At 44.0% G+C, this 19,713-nt stretch carries 15 protein-coding genes; 14 read left to right on the top strand and 1 reads right to left on the bottom strand.

The genetic code is table 11. From position 1 onward, the window contains the following. Positions 1-18 precede the first annotated feature (18 nt). Entirely contained in the window at positions 19-261 is a 243-nt protein-coding gene (locus DSL64_RS24690) for a hypothetical protein (protein WP_115833625.1), read from the bottom strand. 372 nt (positions 262-633) lie between these two features. On the opposite strand from DSL64_RS24690, the gene DSL64_RS24695 reads away from it, so the two are divergent. The 14 genes from DSL64_RS24695 (at position 634) to DSL64_RS24760 (ending at position 19,633) form a co-directional block, all read left to right on the top strand. Beyond that, on the top strand, positions 634-1,698 hold the full coding sequence (locus DSL64_RS24695) for an AI-2E family transporter (RefSeq protein ID WP_115833626.1): 1,065 nt from the start codon (positions 634-636) through the stop codon (positions 1,696-1,698). A 54-nt stretch (positions 1,699-1,752) separates the two neighbouring features. Next, positions 1,753-3,033: an NAD(P)/FAD-dependent oxidoreductase gene (locus DSL64_RS24700; RefSeq protein ID WP_115833627.1), complete on the top strand. Its 1,281-nt coding sequence runs from the start codon at positions 1,753-1,755 to the stop codon at positions 3,031-3,033. 131 nt (positions 3,034-3,164) lie between these two features. Beyond that, positions 3,165-5,900: a substrate-binding domain-containing protein gene (locus tag DSL64_RS24705; RefSeq protein WP_115833628.1), complete on the top strand. Its 2,736-nt coding sequence runs from the start codon at positions 3,165-3,167 to the stop codon at positions 5,898-5,900. 267 nt (positions 5,901-6,167) lie between these two features. Continuing rightward, on the top strand, positions 6,168-7,490 hold the full coding sequence (locus DSL64_RS24710; protein ID WP_115833629.1) for a sugar porter family MFS transporter: 1,323 nt from the start codon (positions 6,168-6,170) through the stop codon (positions 7,488-7,490). Between the two features lie 77 nt (positions 7,491-7,567). Further along, positions 7,568-8,455, top strand: a complete 888-nt coding sequence (locus DSL64_RS24715) for a carbohydrate kinase family protein (RefSeq protein ID WP_115833630.1) — start codon at positions 7,568-7,570, stop codon at positions 8,453-8,455. Between the two features lie 4 nt (positions 8,456-8,459). Further along, entirely contained in the window at positions 8,460-11,618 is a 3,159-nt protein-coding gene (locus DSL64_RS24720) for a SusC/RagA family TonB-linked outer membrane protein (RefSeq protein WP_115833631.1), read from the top strand. 19 nt (positions 11,619-11,637) lie between these two features. Then, positions 11,638-13,350, top strand: a complete 1,713-nt coding sequence (locus tag DSL64_RS24725; RefSeq protein WP_115833644.1) for a RagB/SusD family nutrient uptake outer membrane protein — start codon at positions 11,638-11,640, stop codon at positions 13,348-13,350. A 153-nt stretch (positions 13,351-13,503) separates the two neighbouring features. Continuing rightward, positions 13,504-15,006, top strand: a complete 1,503-nt coding sequence (locus DSL64_RS24730) for a glycoside hydrolase family 32 protein (RefSeq protein ID WP_115833632.1) — start codon at positions 13,504-13,506, stop codon at positions 15,004-15,006. A 33-nt stretch (positions 15,007-15,039) separates the two neighbouring features. Continuing rightward, complete coding sequence (locus tag DSL64_RS24735) at positions 15,040-15,309, top strand: hypothetical protein (protein ID WP_115833633.1); 270 nt, start codon at positions 15,040-15,042, stop codon at positions 15,307-15,309. Positions 15,310-15,465: 156 nt separating this feature from the next. Further along, positions 15,466-16,035 carry a hypothetical protein gene (locus DSL64_RS24740; RefSeq protein WP_115833634.1) on the top strand — a complete coding sequence of 190 codons (570 nt, stop codon included), beginning with the start codon at positions 15,466-15,468 and terminating at the stop codon, positions 16,033-16,035. A gap of 3 nt (positions 16,036-16,038) precedes the next feature. After that, complete coding sequence (locus DSL64_RS24745) at positions 16,039-18,162, top strand: cation:proton antiporter (RefSeq protein WP_115833635.1); 2,124 nt, start codon at positions 16,039-16,041, stop codon at positions 18,160-18,162. A 214-nt stretch (positions 18,163-18,376) separates the two neighbouring features. After that, positions 18,377-18,898: a hypothetical protein gene (locus tag DSL64_RS24750; RefSeq protein WP_199539493.1), complete on the top strand. Its 522-nt coding sequence runs from the start codon at positions 18,377-18,379 to the stop codon at positions 18,896-18,898. Between the two features lie 13 nt (positions 18,899-18,911). Further along, on the top strand, positions 18,912-19,280 hold the full coding sequence (locus DSL64_RS24755; RefSeq protein ID WP_115833636.1) for an iron chaperone: 369 nt from the start codon (positions 18,912-18,914) through the stop codon (positions 19,278-19,280). A 35-nt stretch (positions 19,281-19,315) separates the two neighbouring features. After that, the gene (locus tag DSL64_RS24760; protein WP_115833637.1) at positions 19,316-19,633 is read left to right on the top strand and encodes a DUF2200 domain-containing protein; all 318 of its coding nucleotides are present in this window, start codon (positions 19,316-19,318) and stop codon (positions 19,631-19,633) included. The last annotated feature ends 80 nt before the right edge of the window (positions 19,634-19,713 follow it).

Genomic DNA, 19,713 nt, shown 5'->3' on the forward strand with positions numbered 1-19,713 from the left:
CATCCAGTAGTACGCAATTCACCTGGCAGACAGAATCTTTTTCAGCATTCTGTCTACCGAGTCGGATTCAGGCATATCTTCCCGGAATTGTTCGTTCATGGCTCTCAGAATATCAGTCGCTTTGTCAAACGCCTGTTTTTTCACCGGGCAGTCCCCACAGAAACCATCCCTGAAATGATCCAACTCCCCGCTTGGATCAAGAACCCTCTTTTTAAAATCGGGGTTTTCAAGGAATGCTATAATTTCATGAGTCACAATCATTTCATTTTTGTTACAACGCTCAGCGACATTATTACCAAAATCCCTTTAGCTTTTTACAGGACATCATAACAGAATTGTCAGCTTCAATATTAAAAAAAGTAACGCCCAAAGAGATTAAGATTTTCAATCCAATTTTTATGTTTTTCAAATACCCCAGGGCTTTGTGATGGGATTATTAAAGGACACTGTGTACACGATTCTCCATGGTCCCGGCCAGCTTTACAACCATCCCGAATGAGACATAAGTAACTTATTATCAACCCATATAGAAATTACTTTACCGGATCAAGGATTCAATAATTTGATGTGGGATGGTTTTTTAATGTGTAGACGCAACTACATATTGAAACTGTTTTATATCAAAAAATCCTGATGACTAATTCTCCTGGCAGTGGCGAAATAACTACATACGCACTACGTGTTTCCATCACGGTGGGCATCACAATATTGTTCTTAGGTCTGACAGGCCTGTTTGTCTTCAGCTTTCAGGTATTTCTGTTTATCATAGGTGCGTTGCTGATTGCCCTTCCGATGCGGGCCGGAGCCCGGGCGCTTCACGATAAAACCGGAATGAAGGAAGGTATTGCCCTGATAATAATCATAGTGGGCACACTTGCATTAGCAACTGGAATTTGCTGGCTTTTTGCGGCGAAGATATCTGAGCAAATCGGTCAATTCAAACAACAGATACCCGAAGCGGTAGAAAGCGCGAAGCAACAGCTGGGCAACAGCGAAATCGGCAGACAAATTCTCAACAGCATACCTTCGGCTACCGACATTGCTCAAAACAGCTCAGAAGTAATGTCTCATGCACCAGGCTTCTTGTCGAGTACATTTGGTGTATTGAGCAGTTTATACATCATCATCATTATGGCAGCGTTCATCTTGGTTAACCCTCGTATGTACCGCGAAGGACTGATCATGCTTGTTCCTAAAACTGGCAGGAGACGTGCAGGCGAAATACTGACTAATCTTAACAATACATTGGTCAGTTGGCTACTCGGCCAACTTTTCTCCATGACAGTAGTGGGAGTGCTGACATTTATTTGTTTATGGATACTGGGCGTTCCCCTTGCGGGAGTGTTGGGTCTTTTGGCCGGAATTCTATCGTTCATACCAAACCTTGGCCCTATTATCGCTTTGCTCCCCGCCTTGTTATTTGCCTCGTTGGATGGTTCGGGGCAGGTACTTTATGTCCTGATTCTTTATCTGGCGGTGCAGGCATTTGAGAGCAGCGTTGCAACTCCCATGGTACAGAAAAAAATGATTAACATGCCACCAGCCCTCGTTTTTGGCTCACAGCTCCTGATCGGCAGTTTTAGCGGTCTGCTGGGTCTTACACTGGCAACGCCAATTATGGCTATGGTGATGGTACTTGTCAAAATGGTATACGTACAGGATATTCTGAAAGACGATGATGTTGATGTAAAACCTTAAACGAGCACTATTAAGCAATCTTTCAAATAGCATCTAACTAAAAATAAAATTACTGTGAAAATAGTCATCATAGGCGGAGGCTTTGCCGGCATTAATGTCGCCCGCGCACTTGGAAATGATAAGCGATTTGAGATTATACTGGTTGATAAAAACAACTACAATTTCTTCCCTCCGCTGATCTACCAGGTTGCTACCGGTTTTTTAGAACCATCCAGCATCAGTTACCCATTCCGCAAACTTTTCCGCGGGCTTAAAAGTGTGAAGTTCCGACTGGGCTATTTGCAACGTGTAATTCCTGAAGAGAATAAGGTAATTCTTTCGAGTGGAGAATTAACTTATGACTACCTGATTTTCGCAACCGGAGCAAAAACTAACTACTTCGGAAATGAAAATCTGAAACATAACGCGATTGCTATGAAAACGCTGGATGATGCATTGGAGATGCGAAATAAGCTTCTGCGTCAGATGGAGCAAGCCAGCGTCATAGAGGATTCTTATCAACTCACGAAGCTACTCACAATAGTTATTGCCGGGGGCGGGCCTACCGGCGTGGAATTATCTGGTATGTTTGCAGAAATGCGTAACGGGATTTTAAAGAAAGAATATCCTGAGCTGATCGGAAAAGGCGGCGACATTTATCTGATCACCAGTGCCAGTGAATTACTCTCTCCTATGAGTGAAAAGTCTCAGAAAGACACGTACGATCAGTTAAGAAAGCTTGGGGTCAAAATCAGACTCCAGTGCAGGGTTAAGGACTTTGTCGATGATAAGGTGGTACTTTCTAATGACGAAACAATTTCAACCAAAAATCTGATATGGGCTGCCGGAGTGACTGGGAAATTGTTCGACGGCCTGCTTGCTGAGAGCTACGGAAGAGGTTCCCGCCTGGCCGTAGACGAATACAACAAAGTAAATGCAACTGAAAACATATATGCAGTCGGCGATATTTGTCTGCAACTCACAGATCCTGATTTTGCAACCGGACATCCTCAGGTGGCACAGGTAGCTATTCAGCAAGGCAGGCAGTTGGCAAAAAACTTCAGGCTGATGGTTGAAGGAAAACCTCTGAAGCCGTTTCGCTATACCGACAAAGGCTCCATGGCGATCATAGGACGGATGAAAGCTGTTGCTGATCTTCCAAAACCCAAGATGCATTTTAACGGTACGATAGCATGGTTTGCCTGGTTATTTGTTCATCTTATTTCACTGATCACCAAAAAGAACCGATTCCGAACGTTGTTCAACTGGATGGTCGCTTATTTCACAAAAGATCAGTCGTTGAGAATGATATTCAAGCCAAGCTGGAATAAATATACCGATGAGGACAAAAAATAGTCCTCCCGCCTTTGGGTTCCGAATTGATAAGGCAATCTCTCCAAAGTTGGGTGCTACCAGTTTATTTTTATGATTTGTTTCAAACATGTTTTATAATACATTTGATCTGATCGTATAATAAGCCCAAAGTCTTGAAATATTTCACGTCCTTCATTCTGTTTTTCTTTCTGATCGCATGTTCGACGAAAGAAACCAAGCAATATACCATTGGCTTTTCACAGTGTACGGGAGCCGACGATTGGCGCAAAACGATGCAGGAGAGTATGCATCGCGAATTATCTTTCAATCCCGAGATCAGACTTATTACCAAAGACGCAGGTGGAAACAGCAGCCAGCAGATCGGGCAAATTAAAGAGTTGATCAACCAAAATATTGATCTTCTCATCGTATCCCCCAATGAAGCGAAACCTATTACGCCTGTTGTTGAAGAAGCTTATCAGAAGGGAATTCCGGTGGTCATTCTTGACAGGCGGACAGATTCTGATCAATACACGGCTTATGTAGGCGCAGACAATCAGGAAGTGGGGCAAATCGCAGGAAGTTATACCGGCTCCATTTTAAAAGGTGCAGGAAATGTAATCGAGATCAGTGAGAAACCAGGTTCCTCGGCAGACACAGATCGCCACAAAGGTTTCATGGCGGCTATAAAAGGTTTTCCGCAGATTAAACTGATAGCGAAACTAGACGGTGATTGGGATAAAAACGCACTGGAAGCTCCGCTGACAAAACTATTGAAAAGCCAGACGGATATTGATGTCATTTTTTGCCAGAACGACCGCCGCGCTCTTGCAGCGATTAAGGTCTGCAAGCAATTGGGTCTTGATAAAAAGGTAAGACTGATCGGAGTCGATGGCTTGTCGGTTCCTAATGGCGGGATTGATCTGGTAGACAAAGGCATTCTGAATGCGACCATCCTGTATCCCACAGGCGGTGAAGAAGCCATTCGTACAGCCATTGCTATTTTGCAGAAGCAACCCTTCAAAAGAGAAAACCGGCTGCAGATCACGACCATTGATTCTACAAATGTGAGGATCATGAAACTGCAGAGCGAAAAGGTGGCTGCTCAGCAACTTGATATTGAACGCCGCCAAAAGAAAATCGAAGAACAGCGGGCTATTTCTGAAAATCAAAACGTCATCATCTGGACTGTTTCCATCACACTAGCCTTAGCGCTGATTTTCGGAGCTATTTCTTTTTATTCACTGCGTGAGAACAGGAAAATTAATAAACGGCTGGAGTTACAAAACCATGAAATATCCGATCAGAAAAATCAGATTGAACAACTTGCACAAAGTGCTGAGATTGAAAATGAGGCTAAACTCAAATTTTTCACAAACATTTCTCACGAGTTCCGTACACCGCTCACGCTGATTCTCGCTCCGGTAGAAGATGTTCTGGCCAGCGACAAAATCCGGGATCCTTTTATCAGGAAGGAGATTTCAATGATCCGGAGAAACACGCTGAGACTACTCAGGCTTGTTAATCAGTTGATGGATTTCCGAAAACTGGCCAATCACCGGATGCAGGTTCGGGCCGGGGAGTACAACATTGTCGCATTTGTGAAGGAAATTATGGTTTCGTTTGAAAGGATTGCGTCAAAACATAAAATTGATTTCCAGCTCATCACTTCCGAATCTGAATTATTGGTTTGGTATGATGCCACTATGCTGGACAAAGTGATTTTCAACTTGCTTTCCAATGCTTTCAAATTCACACCCGATAAGGGACGGGTATATCTGTATATCAAAAAAATTAGCAACGAGCGCGTTCAGTTTACTGTGGAAGACAATGGAATTGGCATGACCGAATCTGAAGTTGCACATATTTTTGAGGTGTTCTATCAGGCTGAAAGCAACTACAAGGCCCTGGGAACGGGTCTTGGTCTGGCGCTCTCTAAAGAGTTGATCACTCTTCATAAAGGAACTATTTCCGCGCGAAGTCAGGCCAATAAAGAAACTTCCTTCACGATTGAGCTGCCACTTGGAAATACACATCTTCAACCTGATCAGCTCCTTGGGGAACAGCCGGAAGATTTTTCCGACGATCATAATTTTGAACTTCAGGATGAAAGCACGCCAACCGATACCCACGTTTTGCATGACAGTTCAGCAAAAGAGCAATCTGTATTGATTATTGAAGACAACGAGGATCTGGTTCAGCTTTTAGAACAAAAATTAAAGCTCAATTATCAGGTTTTTGTAGCCAAAGATGGTGAAGAAGGCCTGCGGCTGGCTTTTGAACACATTCCTGATATGATCGTCTGTGATGTGATGTTGCCAAAAAAAGATGGCTTAGAGATAACATCTATTCTTAAAACCGATTTCCGAACATCTCATGTTCCTCTTATATTACTCACTGCCCGTACCTCAACCGAACAACAAATAGCAGGTATGCAATCCGGCGTTGATGCCTACATTACCAAACCTTTCAATTTGCAGTATGTTCAGGAAGTGATCAGAACCCTGCTCAAAAACCGGGCTATACTGCGCGCGCATTACACTAGTGAGCTGCCTCTTGACGCATCTGCGACAGCGAGCCCCGGTAAGCTTGACAAAAAATTTATTACCCAATTTACCGCATACATCGAAGAGCATTACGACAATTCCTCGTTGAGCGTCGAAGATATCGGTAAGAACCTCGGTATGTCGCGTGTACAGCTTTACAGAAAAGTGAAAGCGCTTTTAGGAATGAGCGTGAATGAGTATATCCAGCAAGTCAGACTTAATAAAGCCAGATTCCTGCTGCGAAGAGATGACCTGACAGTAGCAGACATTGCATACAAGGTAGGTTTTTCTTCACCTACGTACTTCTCTACTGCTTTCAAATCAAAATATAATCAAACCCCGATGGAGTATAAAAAATCCTGAACTACTGCATTAATATATAATTCATTCCCCCTAACGTTCTATTTCATTAGAGATTAAATATTTACAAATGATACAATTTTGAAACAGTATGTATCAGAATTGAAAGTCTTCACATGTATCAAATTTTAAACAGTCAGCTAATTCACTGATAATCATAATTATATACCTCTAAAATACCACTGTATCAAAGTTTAACTTTTTTGAGATAATATTTAGTTATTCGAAGCAATCAGTACCGGTAGTTTTGACAAAAAATCAGAACTACCAATGAAAAACAGTAAGGTATTAGTTTGGTCTGTTGTCGTCGCGCTTGGAGGATTCCTTTTTGGATTCGATACAGCAGTAATCTCGGGAGCAGAAAAAGCCATTCAGCATTTATGGAATTTGTCGGCAGTTGAGCACGGTTTTACCGTATCAATTGCACTCATAGGCACCGTACTTGGTGCTATGCTTGGAGGAATTCCGGCTGATAAACTCGGAAGAAAAACTACCCTATTCTGGATAGCCGTTTTATATCTGGTTTCCTCACTTGGCTCAGCACTCGCTACTGATTGGTACATATTCATATTCTTCAGATTTCTCGGCGGGTTGGGAGTTGGTGCCTCTTCGGTTGCCGCACCCATGTACATTTCTGAAATTTCTCCTGCCAGATCACGGGGGAAAATGGTAGGATTGTTTCAGTTCAATGTGGTATTCGGTATTCTGATCGCCTACTTCTCCAATTACTTCATGCAGGATCTGGGAGAAAACGCATGGAGATGGATGCTGGGTGTACAGGCTTTGCCCTCGCTGATTTTTCTGCTCGCCATATTGTATGTACCGGAAAGTCCGCGCTGGCTGATTATGAAAAAAGGCGATGTACAGCAAGCCAGGGAAATACTCAATATCATTGACCACAAGACAAGTGAAGAAACTTTGTTTGCTATTCTGAATGCGAACGAAGACGCGAAGGATCAACCTACCGCCCGTCTGTTTTCAGCCAAATACAAAACGCCTGTTACCCTTGCTATTCTGTTTGCTGTATTTAATCAGGTATCGGGTATCAATGCCATTATTTATTATAGTCCCCGTATTTTTGAAATGACAGGACTGGGAGCAAAAGCAGCATTTCTGTCATCTGCCGGCATTGGCTTTGTCAACTTTGCGTTCACCCTTCTGGCAATCAATTTCATAGATCGTTTCGGACGGCGCACACTCATGGCGATAGGTTCGGTCGGCGTTATCATCACACTTGGTCTTGTAGCGAGAGCATTTTTCCTACAGGATTTTACTGGTGTTCCCGTTTTCCTTTTCGTCTACATTGCTTTTTTCGCTTTCTCGCAAGGTGCTGTGATATGGGTATTTATCTCCGAAATTTTCCCAAATGAAGTCAGGGCGAACGGACAGGCACTGGGCAGTTTCACCCACTGGTTTATGGCGGCCATCATTGCGTTTTCGTTCCCTATTATTTCCGAATACCTCGGCGGTGGAATTACCTTTTCCTTCTTTGCGGTGATGATGATTTTGCAACTCATTTTCGTGTGGCGCATCATGCCTGAAACCAAAGGAACTTCCCTGGAGCGCACCGACAAAACGATGGTTTTGCATTAGCGAATGTATACCCACCCCGCCCTATCGGGCTCTCCTTCCAAGAGGGGATTTCTACTCAAATACCAATCTCAACCTATATGACACCAACAATAACCGTTTTCGGAGAAATGCTCTGGGACATGCTGCCTACCGGAAAACAACCTGGAGGCGCACCCATGAATGTGGCTATACACCTTAAAAACTTCGGTTTGAATCCCGCATTCATCAGCCGTGTCGGCGATGATGACCTGGGCATAGAGCTGATGGACTATCTTAACGATCAAAGCTTTAACACCCGACTCATACAAACCGGCAAAACGCACCTAACCGGAGTTGTAAAAGTTAATCTGACGGATAAAACGGAGGTCACTTATAAAATTGTCCAGCCTGTAGCCTGGGATTATATTCAGCTTACAGCTGAAAACCAGCAAGTCGTGAAAGAATCAGATGTCTTCGTATATGGTACACTGTCAGTACGCAGCCAGCAATCGCGGGATACTCTTTTTGAACTACTGAAATTAGCTAACCTGAAAGTATTTGATGTAAATATCCGTCCGCCTCACCTCGACAGAGAAACTACTGAATATTTGCTACAGCAGGCCGATATTGTGAAAGTAAACGAGCACGAGTTGGCTATTGTCTGCGACTGGTTTGGCATACAACCTGACGTGGAAACTCAAATGAAGTTCCTTTACGAGCGTTTCAATCTAAAACTGGTTTGTGTCACACTCGGCGCAGAAGGCGCAGTGGTGCTTTCCAAAGATGGCTTTCATACACAAGCCGGATACAAAGTACAGGTGGAAGATACCATAGGTAGCGGCGACTCATTCCTGGCCATGTTTCTAAAAGAATGTATTTCCGGTTCATCTATCCATTCTGCGCTCAAAAAAGCCTGTGCAGTAGGTGCATTGGTAGCCTCCCACTCCGGGGCCACTCCTGAGATATCCGAAACAGAACTTGATCATCTTCTAATCTCTAACCAATAAATTTATGAACAAAAGATTACTCTTCATGGCATTTGCCATGCTGTGCTGCATCCAAATGGCATGGGCACAAAGCAAGGTTTCGGTGTCCGGGACCATCAAAGCAACGGACGGAGAAATCCTCCCTGGTGTGAGCATACTCGAAAAAGGCACAACCAACGGAGCCGTAAGTGATGCTGCCGGGAAGTACTCCATTTCTGTGGCATCTTCGGCCACGCTTGTTTTTTCTTATGTAGGCATGGTTGCCAAAGAGTTGCCCGTCGGAAATCAATCCACGCTGGATGTGACGCTGGAATATGACCAGAAGAGTTTGAATGAAGTGGTTGTGGTGGGATATACCAGCTCGAAAAAAGAAGACCTGACAGGAGCTATCGCCATTGTAGATATGACTCCGCTCAAAAACATCAGTTCCGGGAACCCTATGCAGGCGCTGCAGGGACGTGTTCCAGGCTTGTATATTGAGAAAAACGGTTCTCCCAACGGCGCCAATTCCCGTATTCTGATACGCGGGGCCAACACGCTTGGCAATACCGATCCGCTTTATATCATTGACGGTGTACCTACCAAACGGCCTGAGGTGTTCCAGGGACTTAATCCAAACTCAATCGAATCTGTTCAGGTGTTGAAAGATGCATCGGCTTCGTCGATTTACGGTTCCAGAGCTTCGAATGGTGTGATTATCGTTACTACGAAAAACGGTGCCAATGCAGATGGCAAAATCACCATTGATTTTAATACCAGTGTATCAGCACAATCTGAAAAGTATGCCAGATTTAAGATGCTCAATTCAGTGGATCGCGGACGAGCCCTTTGGCAGGCATCGGTGAATGACGGCGTAAATCCCGAAGACGGTTACGGTGCACTCTATCAGTTTGACTGGAATAAAGATTTTGCCAATCCGGTATTGAATGGCGTGACGGTGCAACCACTTGTCGGAGGAAACGCCAATATGCCAGCCGGGAACACCAACTGGCAAAAAGAATTGTATAAAACAGGCATTGTCACCAATAATGAACTGACGATCTCGGGTGGAAACAAAACCTCCTCGCTGCAGATCAACCTGGGCTATTTCAAAAACACCGGAATGCTCCGCTATACCAATTATGACAAGCTGAGCGGACGAATCAATGCGTTGACAAGCGCCTTTGACGGTAAACTCAAAATTGGCGCGAATGTGCAGCTTGCCTCTTCCAACGAAAGACTCGTATCCACTGACATTGGTGGCGCGGCCACGACCGGGCTGGCCGTTACGCTGGCGCCAACCATTCCTGTCTATGCCAAAGACGGTAGCTGGGGTGGCGGTATAGGTTCAGGCTATTCGGACAGAAACAACCCCTTGCACATGCAGGAGATCAACAAATGGGACAACACACACCGTGTGACTTTGTTTGGAAATGTATTTGCTGAAATTGAACCAATCAAACATCTTTACCTACGTACCAGCCTTGGTATGGACAATGCGAGTTACTATTTTAAAAACATTGAGCAGGCATTTGAAGAAGGCTCATTTGGCCGTACCAACAACAGTCTTACCATTGACCAAAACCGTTACCTGAGCGCCACCTGGTCGAATACGATCCGATACAATTTTGATCTGGGCGAGCATCATTTCAAACTGCTGGGTGGAATAGAAGCAATTAAAAACGATCTTAATTTTGAGATTGCACGTAAAGAGGGATTTGCCCAGCAGACAGAAGATTACTTCGTACTGAACGCAGGAACCGGCAATGCCAATATCACAGGAACCGGATCAGGCAGTAGGTTACTATCTCAGTTTGCCAGAATTGACTACGGGTTTTCAGATAAATACCTTGCGGCTGTTACCATACGTCGGGACGGCTCCTCGCGCTTCGGAAAAGCGAATGCCTACGGAATTTTCCCTGCGGCCTCCGTAGGCTGGCGTATTGATCGTGAAGCATTCATGCAAAACATGAAATCCATCAGTAACCTGAAACTTCGTGCCGGCGTAGGCCGCGTAGGAAATCAGGAGATTGGTGACCTGGCAAGGTTCGGCTTGTATGACACACGTTACGGAGCCCGCCGCTCGCAATTCCCTGACGGACACAATAGTTTCTTTGATCAGTTTTACAACATTGGAACGGCCTATGATCTGAACGGAGCCAACACAGGGAACCTGCCTTCGGGTATTGTTTCCATACAGGGAGCCAACCCGAACCTGAAGTGGGAGACCACTGACGAAGCCAATTTCGGAGTTGATTTTGGTTTTTTAAACGGTAGTATTCAGGGATCTCTGGATTACTTCACCCGTAAAACAAGCGATATTCTGATTACCCCTCCTATCGCTTCAGCAGTAGGTGAAGGTCAGCTGAAAGTGGTGAATGGTGCACAGAAATCAAACAATGGATTCGAGTTTTCTGTAGGTTATTATGCCAAACCTAAGGGTGATTTCACCTACAACATCATGGCGGGTGTAAGCCGTTTCCGCGATAAAATCACCGTATTGCCAGAGGAAGTACGTGCTGCTTATCCCGGAAATGTTACGCAAACAATCCTGGGCCATTCACAATTTGACTTATTCGGATACAAAACTGATCGTCTTTTCCAAAACCAGCAGGAAGTAGACGCCGCCCCGACGCAGGTGGGCGCAGGCCCGGGCCGCATTCGTTACGTAGATACGAATGGCGATGGCAGAATTGATGATCTTGACCGCGTGTTTTTCGGAACCACTCTCCCTGCTTTTGAATACAACCTGAAAATCGAAGCCTTTTACAAAAACTTTGACCTTGCGATCTTCGGATCAGGTGTTGCCGGAAGATCTGGCTTTGACGCTTACACTTTCTACAACAATTTTATCAGAGGACGCGAAAACTCAGGACCAGGCGTATTCGATGCCTGGACACCGCAGAATACCAACTCTAAAATCCCTGCTTTGTCACTTTCGGATGCCAACAATGAAACTAGGGCTTCTGATTACTTCAATGTGAATACGTCCTATTTCAAACTGAGAAACGTTCAGCTTGGTTATGCGGTTGATTCAAAACTGATTGAAAAAATCAAACTGCAAAGGCTGCGTGTGTATGTGATGGCAGAAAACCTGTTTCTGATCAAATCAAAACAGTTTGCAGGTCCTGATCCGGAGCGTGCAGACATCAATGTAATCGCTATTCCAAGGACAATCACAGTTGGTTTAAATGTTTCATTCTAACTTTTTGACAAGCAATTCCATGAGAACTAAATTCATATACAGCTTTTTACTGGCAGTCGGTTTGTTAACCGCCACATCCTGCAAAGAATACCTCGACTACGAGCCGAAAGGGCTGTTGTCTTCTGAAAATACGAAATCGGCTTCCAGCGCAGAAGCATTGGCAACTGCGGCTTATGCAGGAATAGGAAATGATGAAATGATCGGGCCTATGACCAGCATGTGGGTATATGGCAGCGTACGTTCCGACGACGCATACAAAGGCGGTGGAGGCGTATCGGACGTAGCAGAAATTGATTTTTATGAGCACTACAACCTCACCCGTCCCGACCTTGCATCCATGCATCCTTTTACCTGGGAGAATTTTTACAAGGCCATCAGCCGGGCTAATGCTGCGCTGGCAAGTATGAATGCACTTACTGATGCCGAGTTCCCGTTGAAACAAACCAGGATAGCCGAAATGCGTTTCCTGCGTGGCCACTCCCATTTCATGCTCAAAATGTTATTTAAGAATATACCTTACATCACTGAAAATATGACCAGTGAAGAGATTCTTAAGACATCTAACGTTGCCCTGACAAACGACCAGCTCTGGAATAAAATCGCTGAAGATTTCCAGTTTGCAATCGATAATCTGCCTGCAAAACAAGCCCAGATCGGACGCGCAAATAAAATTTCAGCCTCCGCTTATCTTGCAAAAACAAGGTTGTACCAGGCCTACGAACAGGACGATAACCACCGGGTTACAGCCATTAACAAAACACGTTTGCAGGAGGTGGTAACGCTGACCCAGCAGGTTATTTCATCTGGCCAATATAGTTTACAGCCCGATTTTGCCGAGAACTTTATTGCTGAAACCGAGAATGGTCCTGAGTCGATTTTTGCAATTCAATATTCGATCAACGACGGAACAGCAGTGGGCAGACTGAGTTATGTGACAGGTTTAAACTATCCGCATGGCGCTCCTCAATACGGCTGCTGCGGTTTTCATCAGCCGAGTCAAAACCTGGCCAATGCTTACAAAACGAGCAATGAGGGATTGCCACTTTTCGATACTTACAATGATAAAAATGTAGATTTCACTACTGAAACAGTCGATCCACGAGTTGATCACACAATCGGTATTGATGGTCACCCATACAAATACGACGCTACCAAACCATTCAGTAATAGCTGGATCCGTGACCCGGGCGTGTATGGTTTTTTCCATACTATGAAAGAACAGCAGTTGGCAACAAGCGCTTCCTACCATAAGGAAGGCCCGTTTATTGGTTCATCCAAAAACATTGATGTAATTCGCTATGACGATGTATTGTTGATGCAGGCAGAAGCTTACATCGAATTAGGACAACATGCTATGGCTCTTCCGCTAATCAATCAGATCAGAAGGCGCGCCGCCAACAGCACTGGCAGATTGAAAAAGACGGATGGTAGTTTTGCATCCAAATACAATGTGAAAGAATATTCCACTGCAGGTTGGACGCAGGATTATGCCCGCAAAGCATTGCAGTGGGAACGCCGGCTGGAATTTGCAACCGAAAGTCCACGCTTTTTCGATCTGGTACGCTGGGGCATTGCCGAGAAAACACTGAATGCTTATCTTGACAAAGAAAAAGTGAGACGACCATTCTTGTCAACTGCTAAATTCACCGCCGGCCGGGATGAATACCTTCCGATTCCGCAAAGGGAAATCAGTTTCACAAAGGGATTGTATAAACAAAATCCGGGATTTTAAAATGGCTAACGGCGGTCGGCTTTTAGTAGTCAGCTTTAGGTAATTCAATTAGTAAACAAAACTTAAGCTTTTAGATAATAGTCTTTCAGAACAAAGCATCTGCAATTGGACTGATTGCCAACTGCTAAAAGCTAACAGCTAACAGCTAAAAAAATGAAAAAAATAATCGTATCAGTATTTCTTGCCCTGGCGTATATGACCTCACCAGCCATCGCTCAGGAGTTCACAGAAAAATACCGCCCCCAGTTCCATTTTACTCCAAAAGCGAATTGGATGAATGATCCGAACGGAATGGTGTACCACAACGGAATTTATCACTTGTTTTATCAATATTATCCCAACGATAAAATCTGGGGGCCAATGCATTGGGGGCACACTACAAGCAAAGACCTCGTTTCATGGACAGAACAGCCGATTGCCCTGTATCCGGATACTCTGGGTTACATATTTTCAGGAAGCGCGGTAGTAGATAAAAACAATACAGCAGGATTCGGAAAAGATGCACTGGTAGCGATCTTCACGCATCACGATCCCGTACAGGAAAAACAAAAGACCGGCAAACACGAAACGCAGAGTATTGCGTACAGTCTGGATGACGGGAAAACCTGGACGAAATATAAAGGAAACCCGGTGCTTCAAAATCCGGGAATAAGTGATTTCCGGGATCCGAAAGTACGTTGGTTTGAGCCCCAGAAAAAATGGATGATGACGCTGGCTACCAAAGACAGAATCACATTCTACTCCTCCCCTGATCTCAAATCCTGGACACGTGAAAGCGATTTCGGTGCCAACGAGGGCGGTCATGGGGGCGTATGGGAGTGTCCTGACCTTTTTCCTATCAGACATGAAGGTAAAGATGTGTGGGTACTGATCGTAAATATCAATCCCGGCGGGCCTAACAAGGGATCTGCCGGCCAGTATTTCCTGGGGGATTTTGACGGAAAAACATTTACACCGAATTCAAAAGAAACAAAATGGCTTGATTTCGGCACAGACAATTATGCGGCAGTAACATTTGCCAATACCGGTGACCGGAACATTCTGATGGGTTGGATGAGCAACTGGCAATACGCGAATCAGGTACCGACCGACCCTTGGCGAAGTGCAAATACCATTGCCCGGGACTTGGGGTTAAAGACAGTAGGAAAAGAAATTTATCTTACCTCTTTTCCGGTTAAAGAGCTGGATGGTCTCAATGGCTCGGGTTTTTCTCAGAAAAATGTAAAAGTTAAAAATCAACTGGACCTGACAGGCAGAGCCAATAACAAAACCGGCTTATTCCGTTTGGATTTTAACGCCAAAAATACTGCTGACTTTGCAATTGTTCTGGCCAATGAATCAGGGAATGAACTTACGGTCGGATATGATAAAGCAACCAATCAATTTTACATTGATCGGTCCAAATCAGGAAAAATCGATTTTGAAAAAGGTTTCGGAGAAAAGCACATTGCTCCAAGATTTGCAACCGGTACCACAATTCCTCTCACGTTGATTGCTGATGTAGCATCTGTTGAGCTGTTCGCAGACAACGGTCTGACTGTGATGACTGATATCTTTTTTCCTGAAACTCCGATGTCCAAGCTGTATATCAAATCAGCATCCGGAATTACTGTTGAAAATTTAAAATATACGGTCGTGAAACCGTCAGTAAGATAGAAGTGCGAGTTACTCAATTAACCCTACATTCACATGGAAACCTGCATAGATGCTCCGCTTGTGATCAAACACTCCGATACTTTATACGGGCTGCACCTGCAATATGAAAAACACGTAGTATACGAAGAACTGGTGCGTAACTCTGACCGAAGCGTGGTATCTACACAACGCCTGATAGAAACCAGTCGCCGCGACCTGTTTCTCCGCATTCAAAAAGAAGATATTACTGTTATGGTACCTTCCAAATCGCATCTTGCCAATGTCAGGCAGGGTCGAATAAAGGTCCCGATTTACAAAGACTGAAGAACTGACCGTGAAATCCTGAAATCAGGTTTCACGGTCTTCTTTTTTATGCCAGTCCTTGTACTAAAACAGTGCATCAATAGCCACAGGTTTGGCGCACTCCGACACGATCTATCCGATAATTTGTATATTGCCCTGCGACTAAACCAGAACATTATGATATCAAAATACACCATGGCGCTCCTGTTCCTGTCTCTGATATTACCCGGATGCAAGGATGAACAGCGTGAAAAACAGTTGGTTGACAGGGAGAATGCTTTAGCCGAACGCGAAAAGACATTTGCCATAAAAGAAGCAGATTACCACTCGCTCATACGGATGCGCGACAGTCTTGCTACCGTCAGGGATACCGTAATTCTGAAAACATGGCCAATCTCTGTCGATGGATTGTGGAATGCCCGCCTGGTATGCCGCGAATCAAGCTGCACCGAATATGTGGTGGGTGATGTACGATCAGATAACTGGGAATTTGCGAGTGATTCTACCAATATTTTTACCCGCGTTTACAGTAAGGAAAAACTCGTCCGTATTTATTCAGCAAATTTGAGTGGATCAACAATTGAGTTACAATTCGCGACAGATTCAACCTCACAAAAGAAGGTAAATATCAATGTCAGAATAGATACCACGGGAACTGCTACATTGAAAGGAGAACAGATTGTTGTCATCGATGATAAGTGCAGAGCCAAATTTTCAGTTGAACTTACGCGCAGCAAAATCCAATAACCTATGCAGTTACTTAACATTCAAAACCTGACTCTTCCGATCGAAGATCCGGTCCTGAAGTTTTTGCTGGAATTGATCATCATTCTGAGTGCGCCCCTGCTACTGAATAAAATCAAGGTTCCGCATTTGCTTGGGTTAATTATTGCCGGCGCAGTAGTAGGTCCCAACGGATTTAATCTGCTTGCAAGAGACAGCAGCGTCGTGGTGACAGGAACCACTGGTCTGCTGTACATTATGTTTCTGGCAGGTCTGGAAATTGACATGGGGGATTTTAAGAAAAACAAATGGAAAAGCATCACTTTTTCGGCCTATACCTTCGCCATACCTTTTGCTCTCGGATTGATCGCAGGCTTTTATATTCTTGATTTCCCTCCGCTGACAACATTTCTTTTTGCGAGTCTCTTCTCTTCACACACGCTGATCGTTTATCCTTTGGTCAGTAAATTGGGAATTTCAAAGAACTTATCGGTAAATGTAACAGTAGGCGGTACAATGATTACCGATGTGCTGTCTCTGCTGGTACTTGCTGTGGTGGTCGGAATGACGCAAGGAGAAGTGGGAACTGCATTCTGGTTCCAGCTTGTCACATCCATGCTGGTGTTCAGTCTGATTGTACTGATGGTTTTCCCGATCATCGGACGGTGGTTCTTTAAAAATGTTGATGATAAAATTTCACAATACATCTTCGTACTGGTGATGATCTACCTTGCCGCGTTGCTCGCAGAGCTGGCAGGTATTGAAGCGATTATCGGAGCATTTTTCGCGGGCCTCGCGCTCAACAGACTTATTCCCCATACGTCTTCGCTGATGAACAGAGTTGAGTTTGTCGGCAACGCGATTTTTATTCCTTTCTTTCTGATCAGCGTTGGGATGCTGATTGATGTAACCGTATTTTTCAAGAGTTGGGAAACGATTTTCGTGGCTGTTATTATGCTGATCGCATCTATCGGCGGAAAGTATCTGGCTGCTGTGGCAACTCAGAAAACATTTCGTTTTACCAAAGACGAAGGGCTTTTAATCTTTGGAATGAGTGCTGCCTCGGCCGCAGCTACGCTGGCCTCTGTGATGGTTGGTTACAATATTATCATCACAGAAACTGCTGCCGGAGAGCCCGTCAGACTACTGAACGAACATGTTCTTAACGGAAGCATTCTGCTGATCCTGGTTTCCTGTACCATATCATCATTCATTTCTATGGCCAGCGGGGAGAGAATTGCACTGGCAGAGCAGGAAGACACAGCATCAGGTATCAATCATGAACAGGAAAATATCCTTTTGGCTGTTAACCACGAAGCAACTGTTGAAAAAATGGTTAATCTGAGTCTTCTGCTTAAAGCAGCTGACAACAAAGATCATTTGTTTGCACTGAACGTAATCAACGAAGACAAGAACGAATCATCGGTTAAAAACGCTGAAAAAATCCTGCATCAGGCTGTTCAGACGGGCGCCTCTGCTGACGTCGTAATCCGGCCTCTGACACGTTATGACAATGATGTGGTCGGTGGAGTGATCAATGTTGTAAAGGAGCAGAAGGTGACAGATCTGATCATAGGATTGGAGGAAGGAAAAGGACTTTCAGCGTCGTTCATAGAGAATCTTTACAACGGATATTTACAAAGTGAGAACATCAATGTATTGGTGTATCATGCCGCTCAGCCCGTTGCCACCGTGAAGGATTACGCAGTACTGATTCCTGTAAATGCTGAAAAAGAAGCCGGATTCTTCCATGCCGTACTCAGAATATGGAATATTGCCAGAAACTCGGGAGCAGTAATGCACTTTTATGCTGATGCGACTGTGACAGACTTATTAAGGCGGGTCTTGAAAAAATCTAACATCGAAGCCGAATTTAACATCATTAAAAGTTGGTCTGAGGCACAGCAGGCAGCTGCAAAGCTGAGTGCTGATCAGGCATTGGTTGTTTTGATGGCTAAGCGTGGTATGGTTTCATATATTCCACAGATGCGATTCATACCTGATTTTCTTAATCAACAACTGGATCAAAACAATTACCTACTGATCTATCCGTTTCTGGAATCACCTCTGGAAACGCATGAGAAACGATCCATCAGCAGCCACCGGGATTTTGCTGAAATCGGAGAGATTATCGGAAAAATATTTAAGTAACAATTAATCATTTATATACTTAATCTTTCCTTCTGAGAGCTGCCGGAAATCTGCAGCTCTCATTTTTTTTGTACCACGTGCTTCTCTTTGTGTACCTGTCATCAGATTCTGATTTCTTTTCATAAATTGCTGACAAGAGTCTGTTTTTCACCCGCAAAGCAGAGCTCTACATTTCTATTTTCGGGAAAAGATTGGTAAGCTTGTACTGTGAGCAATGATGATATTAGAAGCGCTATTTCAGGACAAATCCCTTAAAGCAAAAGCCAGGGTTTCAACCATTGGAGAGTCGCTATTAGAGCAGCAACTTTCTATTGCGGAACTGATCGCTTTTGCTCAAAATCAAAAGCCCACGGACAAGGCAACTTGCATAGAAGCACTTGAATATGCAACAAAGAAAAAGCCTGAGATCGCAAGTGATACATTGCTTAATTATGTTTCCTACGCTCTTGCAAGCGATGAGCCCAGAATAAAATGGGAAAGTGCCAGGGTGATTGGTAATATTGCAAAACTATTTCAGGGAAATCTGGAAATACCAGTCAATAACCTTTTATCCAATGCAGAAGACGCATCGACAGTTGTTCGTTGGGCAACAACATTTGCATTGGCTGAAATTCTGAAGTTAAAAACTGAAAACAACAAACCGCTTATTCCTGCAATAGAAGCGCTGTGCGAGAAGGAAGAAGACAGTGGCGTAAAAAAGAAGTATCTGGATGCTTTAAAAAAAGTAAAAAAATAAACAACAATCTGCTATGGCGAAGGTGGAGTATAAAGATATTGATCACTATCAGGCAGCATTTCCTGATGAAATCCGGCAAAGGTTGCAGTCAGTCAGAGAGCTTATACACAAGATTGCACCTGATGCAAAAGAAGTAATCAGCTATTCGATTCCGGCGTTTAAGATTGACAAAACGTTTCTGATTTATTACTGCGCATTTGCCAAACACCTGACGATTTCAAACCCATGGAGTATGGAGTTGCTGGCTGAATTTGAAATTGAATTGAAATCCTTTAAGATTTCAAAAGCGGCTATTCAATTTCCACACCATAAGCCACTGCCATTAGACTTGATTGAGCGCATCATTACATTCAGAAAGAAGGAAGTAGACACATCACATTAACCTTTACTGATTGCCAAACCTTAATATTTGATCCGATGAATAACAGTAATAACGAACGGGTGTATAAAATGTCGTTTGCGGGTGTGTATCCTCACTACATCACAAAAGCTGAAAAGAAAGGGCGCACCAAAGAAGAAGTTCATGAAATCATTTTCTGGCTAACCGGCTACGATCAAAAAGACCTGGAGAGAATCCTGAATGACAAAACCAGTTTTGAAGCTTTCTTCAACGAAGCGCCACAAATTCACCCGAATGTGACAAAAATAACCGGTGTAATTTGTGGTCACAGGGTTGAAGACATCGAAGATCCGATCATTCAGAAAGTACGTTATCTCGACAAGCCTTTAGATTAGCTAAAAAAAGAGAAAGAGTAATTGGGGTAAATTTTCGTAAGTTAATTTGTCCTAAGTGGGAAACAGGAGCAACCTATTCG

The sequence above is a fragment of the Dyadobacter luteus genome, from assembly GCF_003383615.1.
Taxonomy (GTDB): Bacteria; Bacteroidota; Bacteroidia; order Cytophagales; family Spirosomataceae; genus Dyadobacter; species Dyadobacter luteus.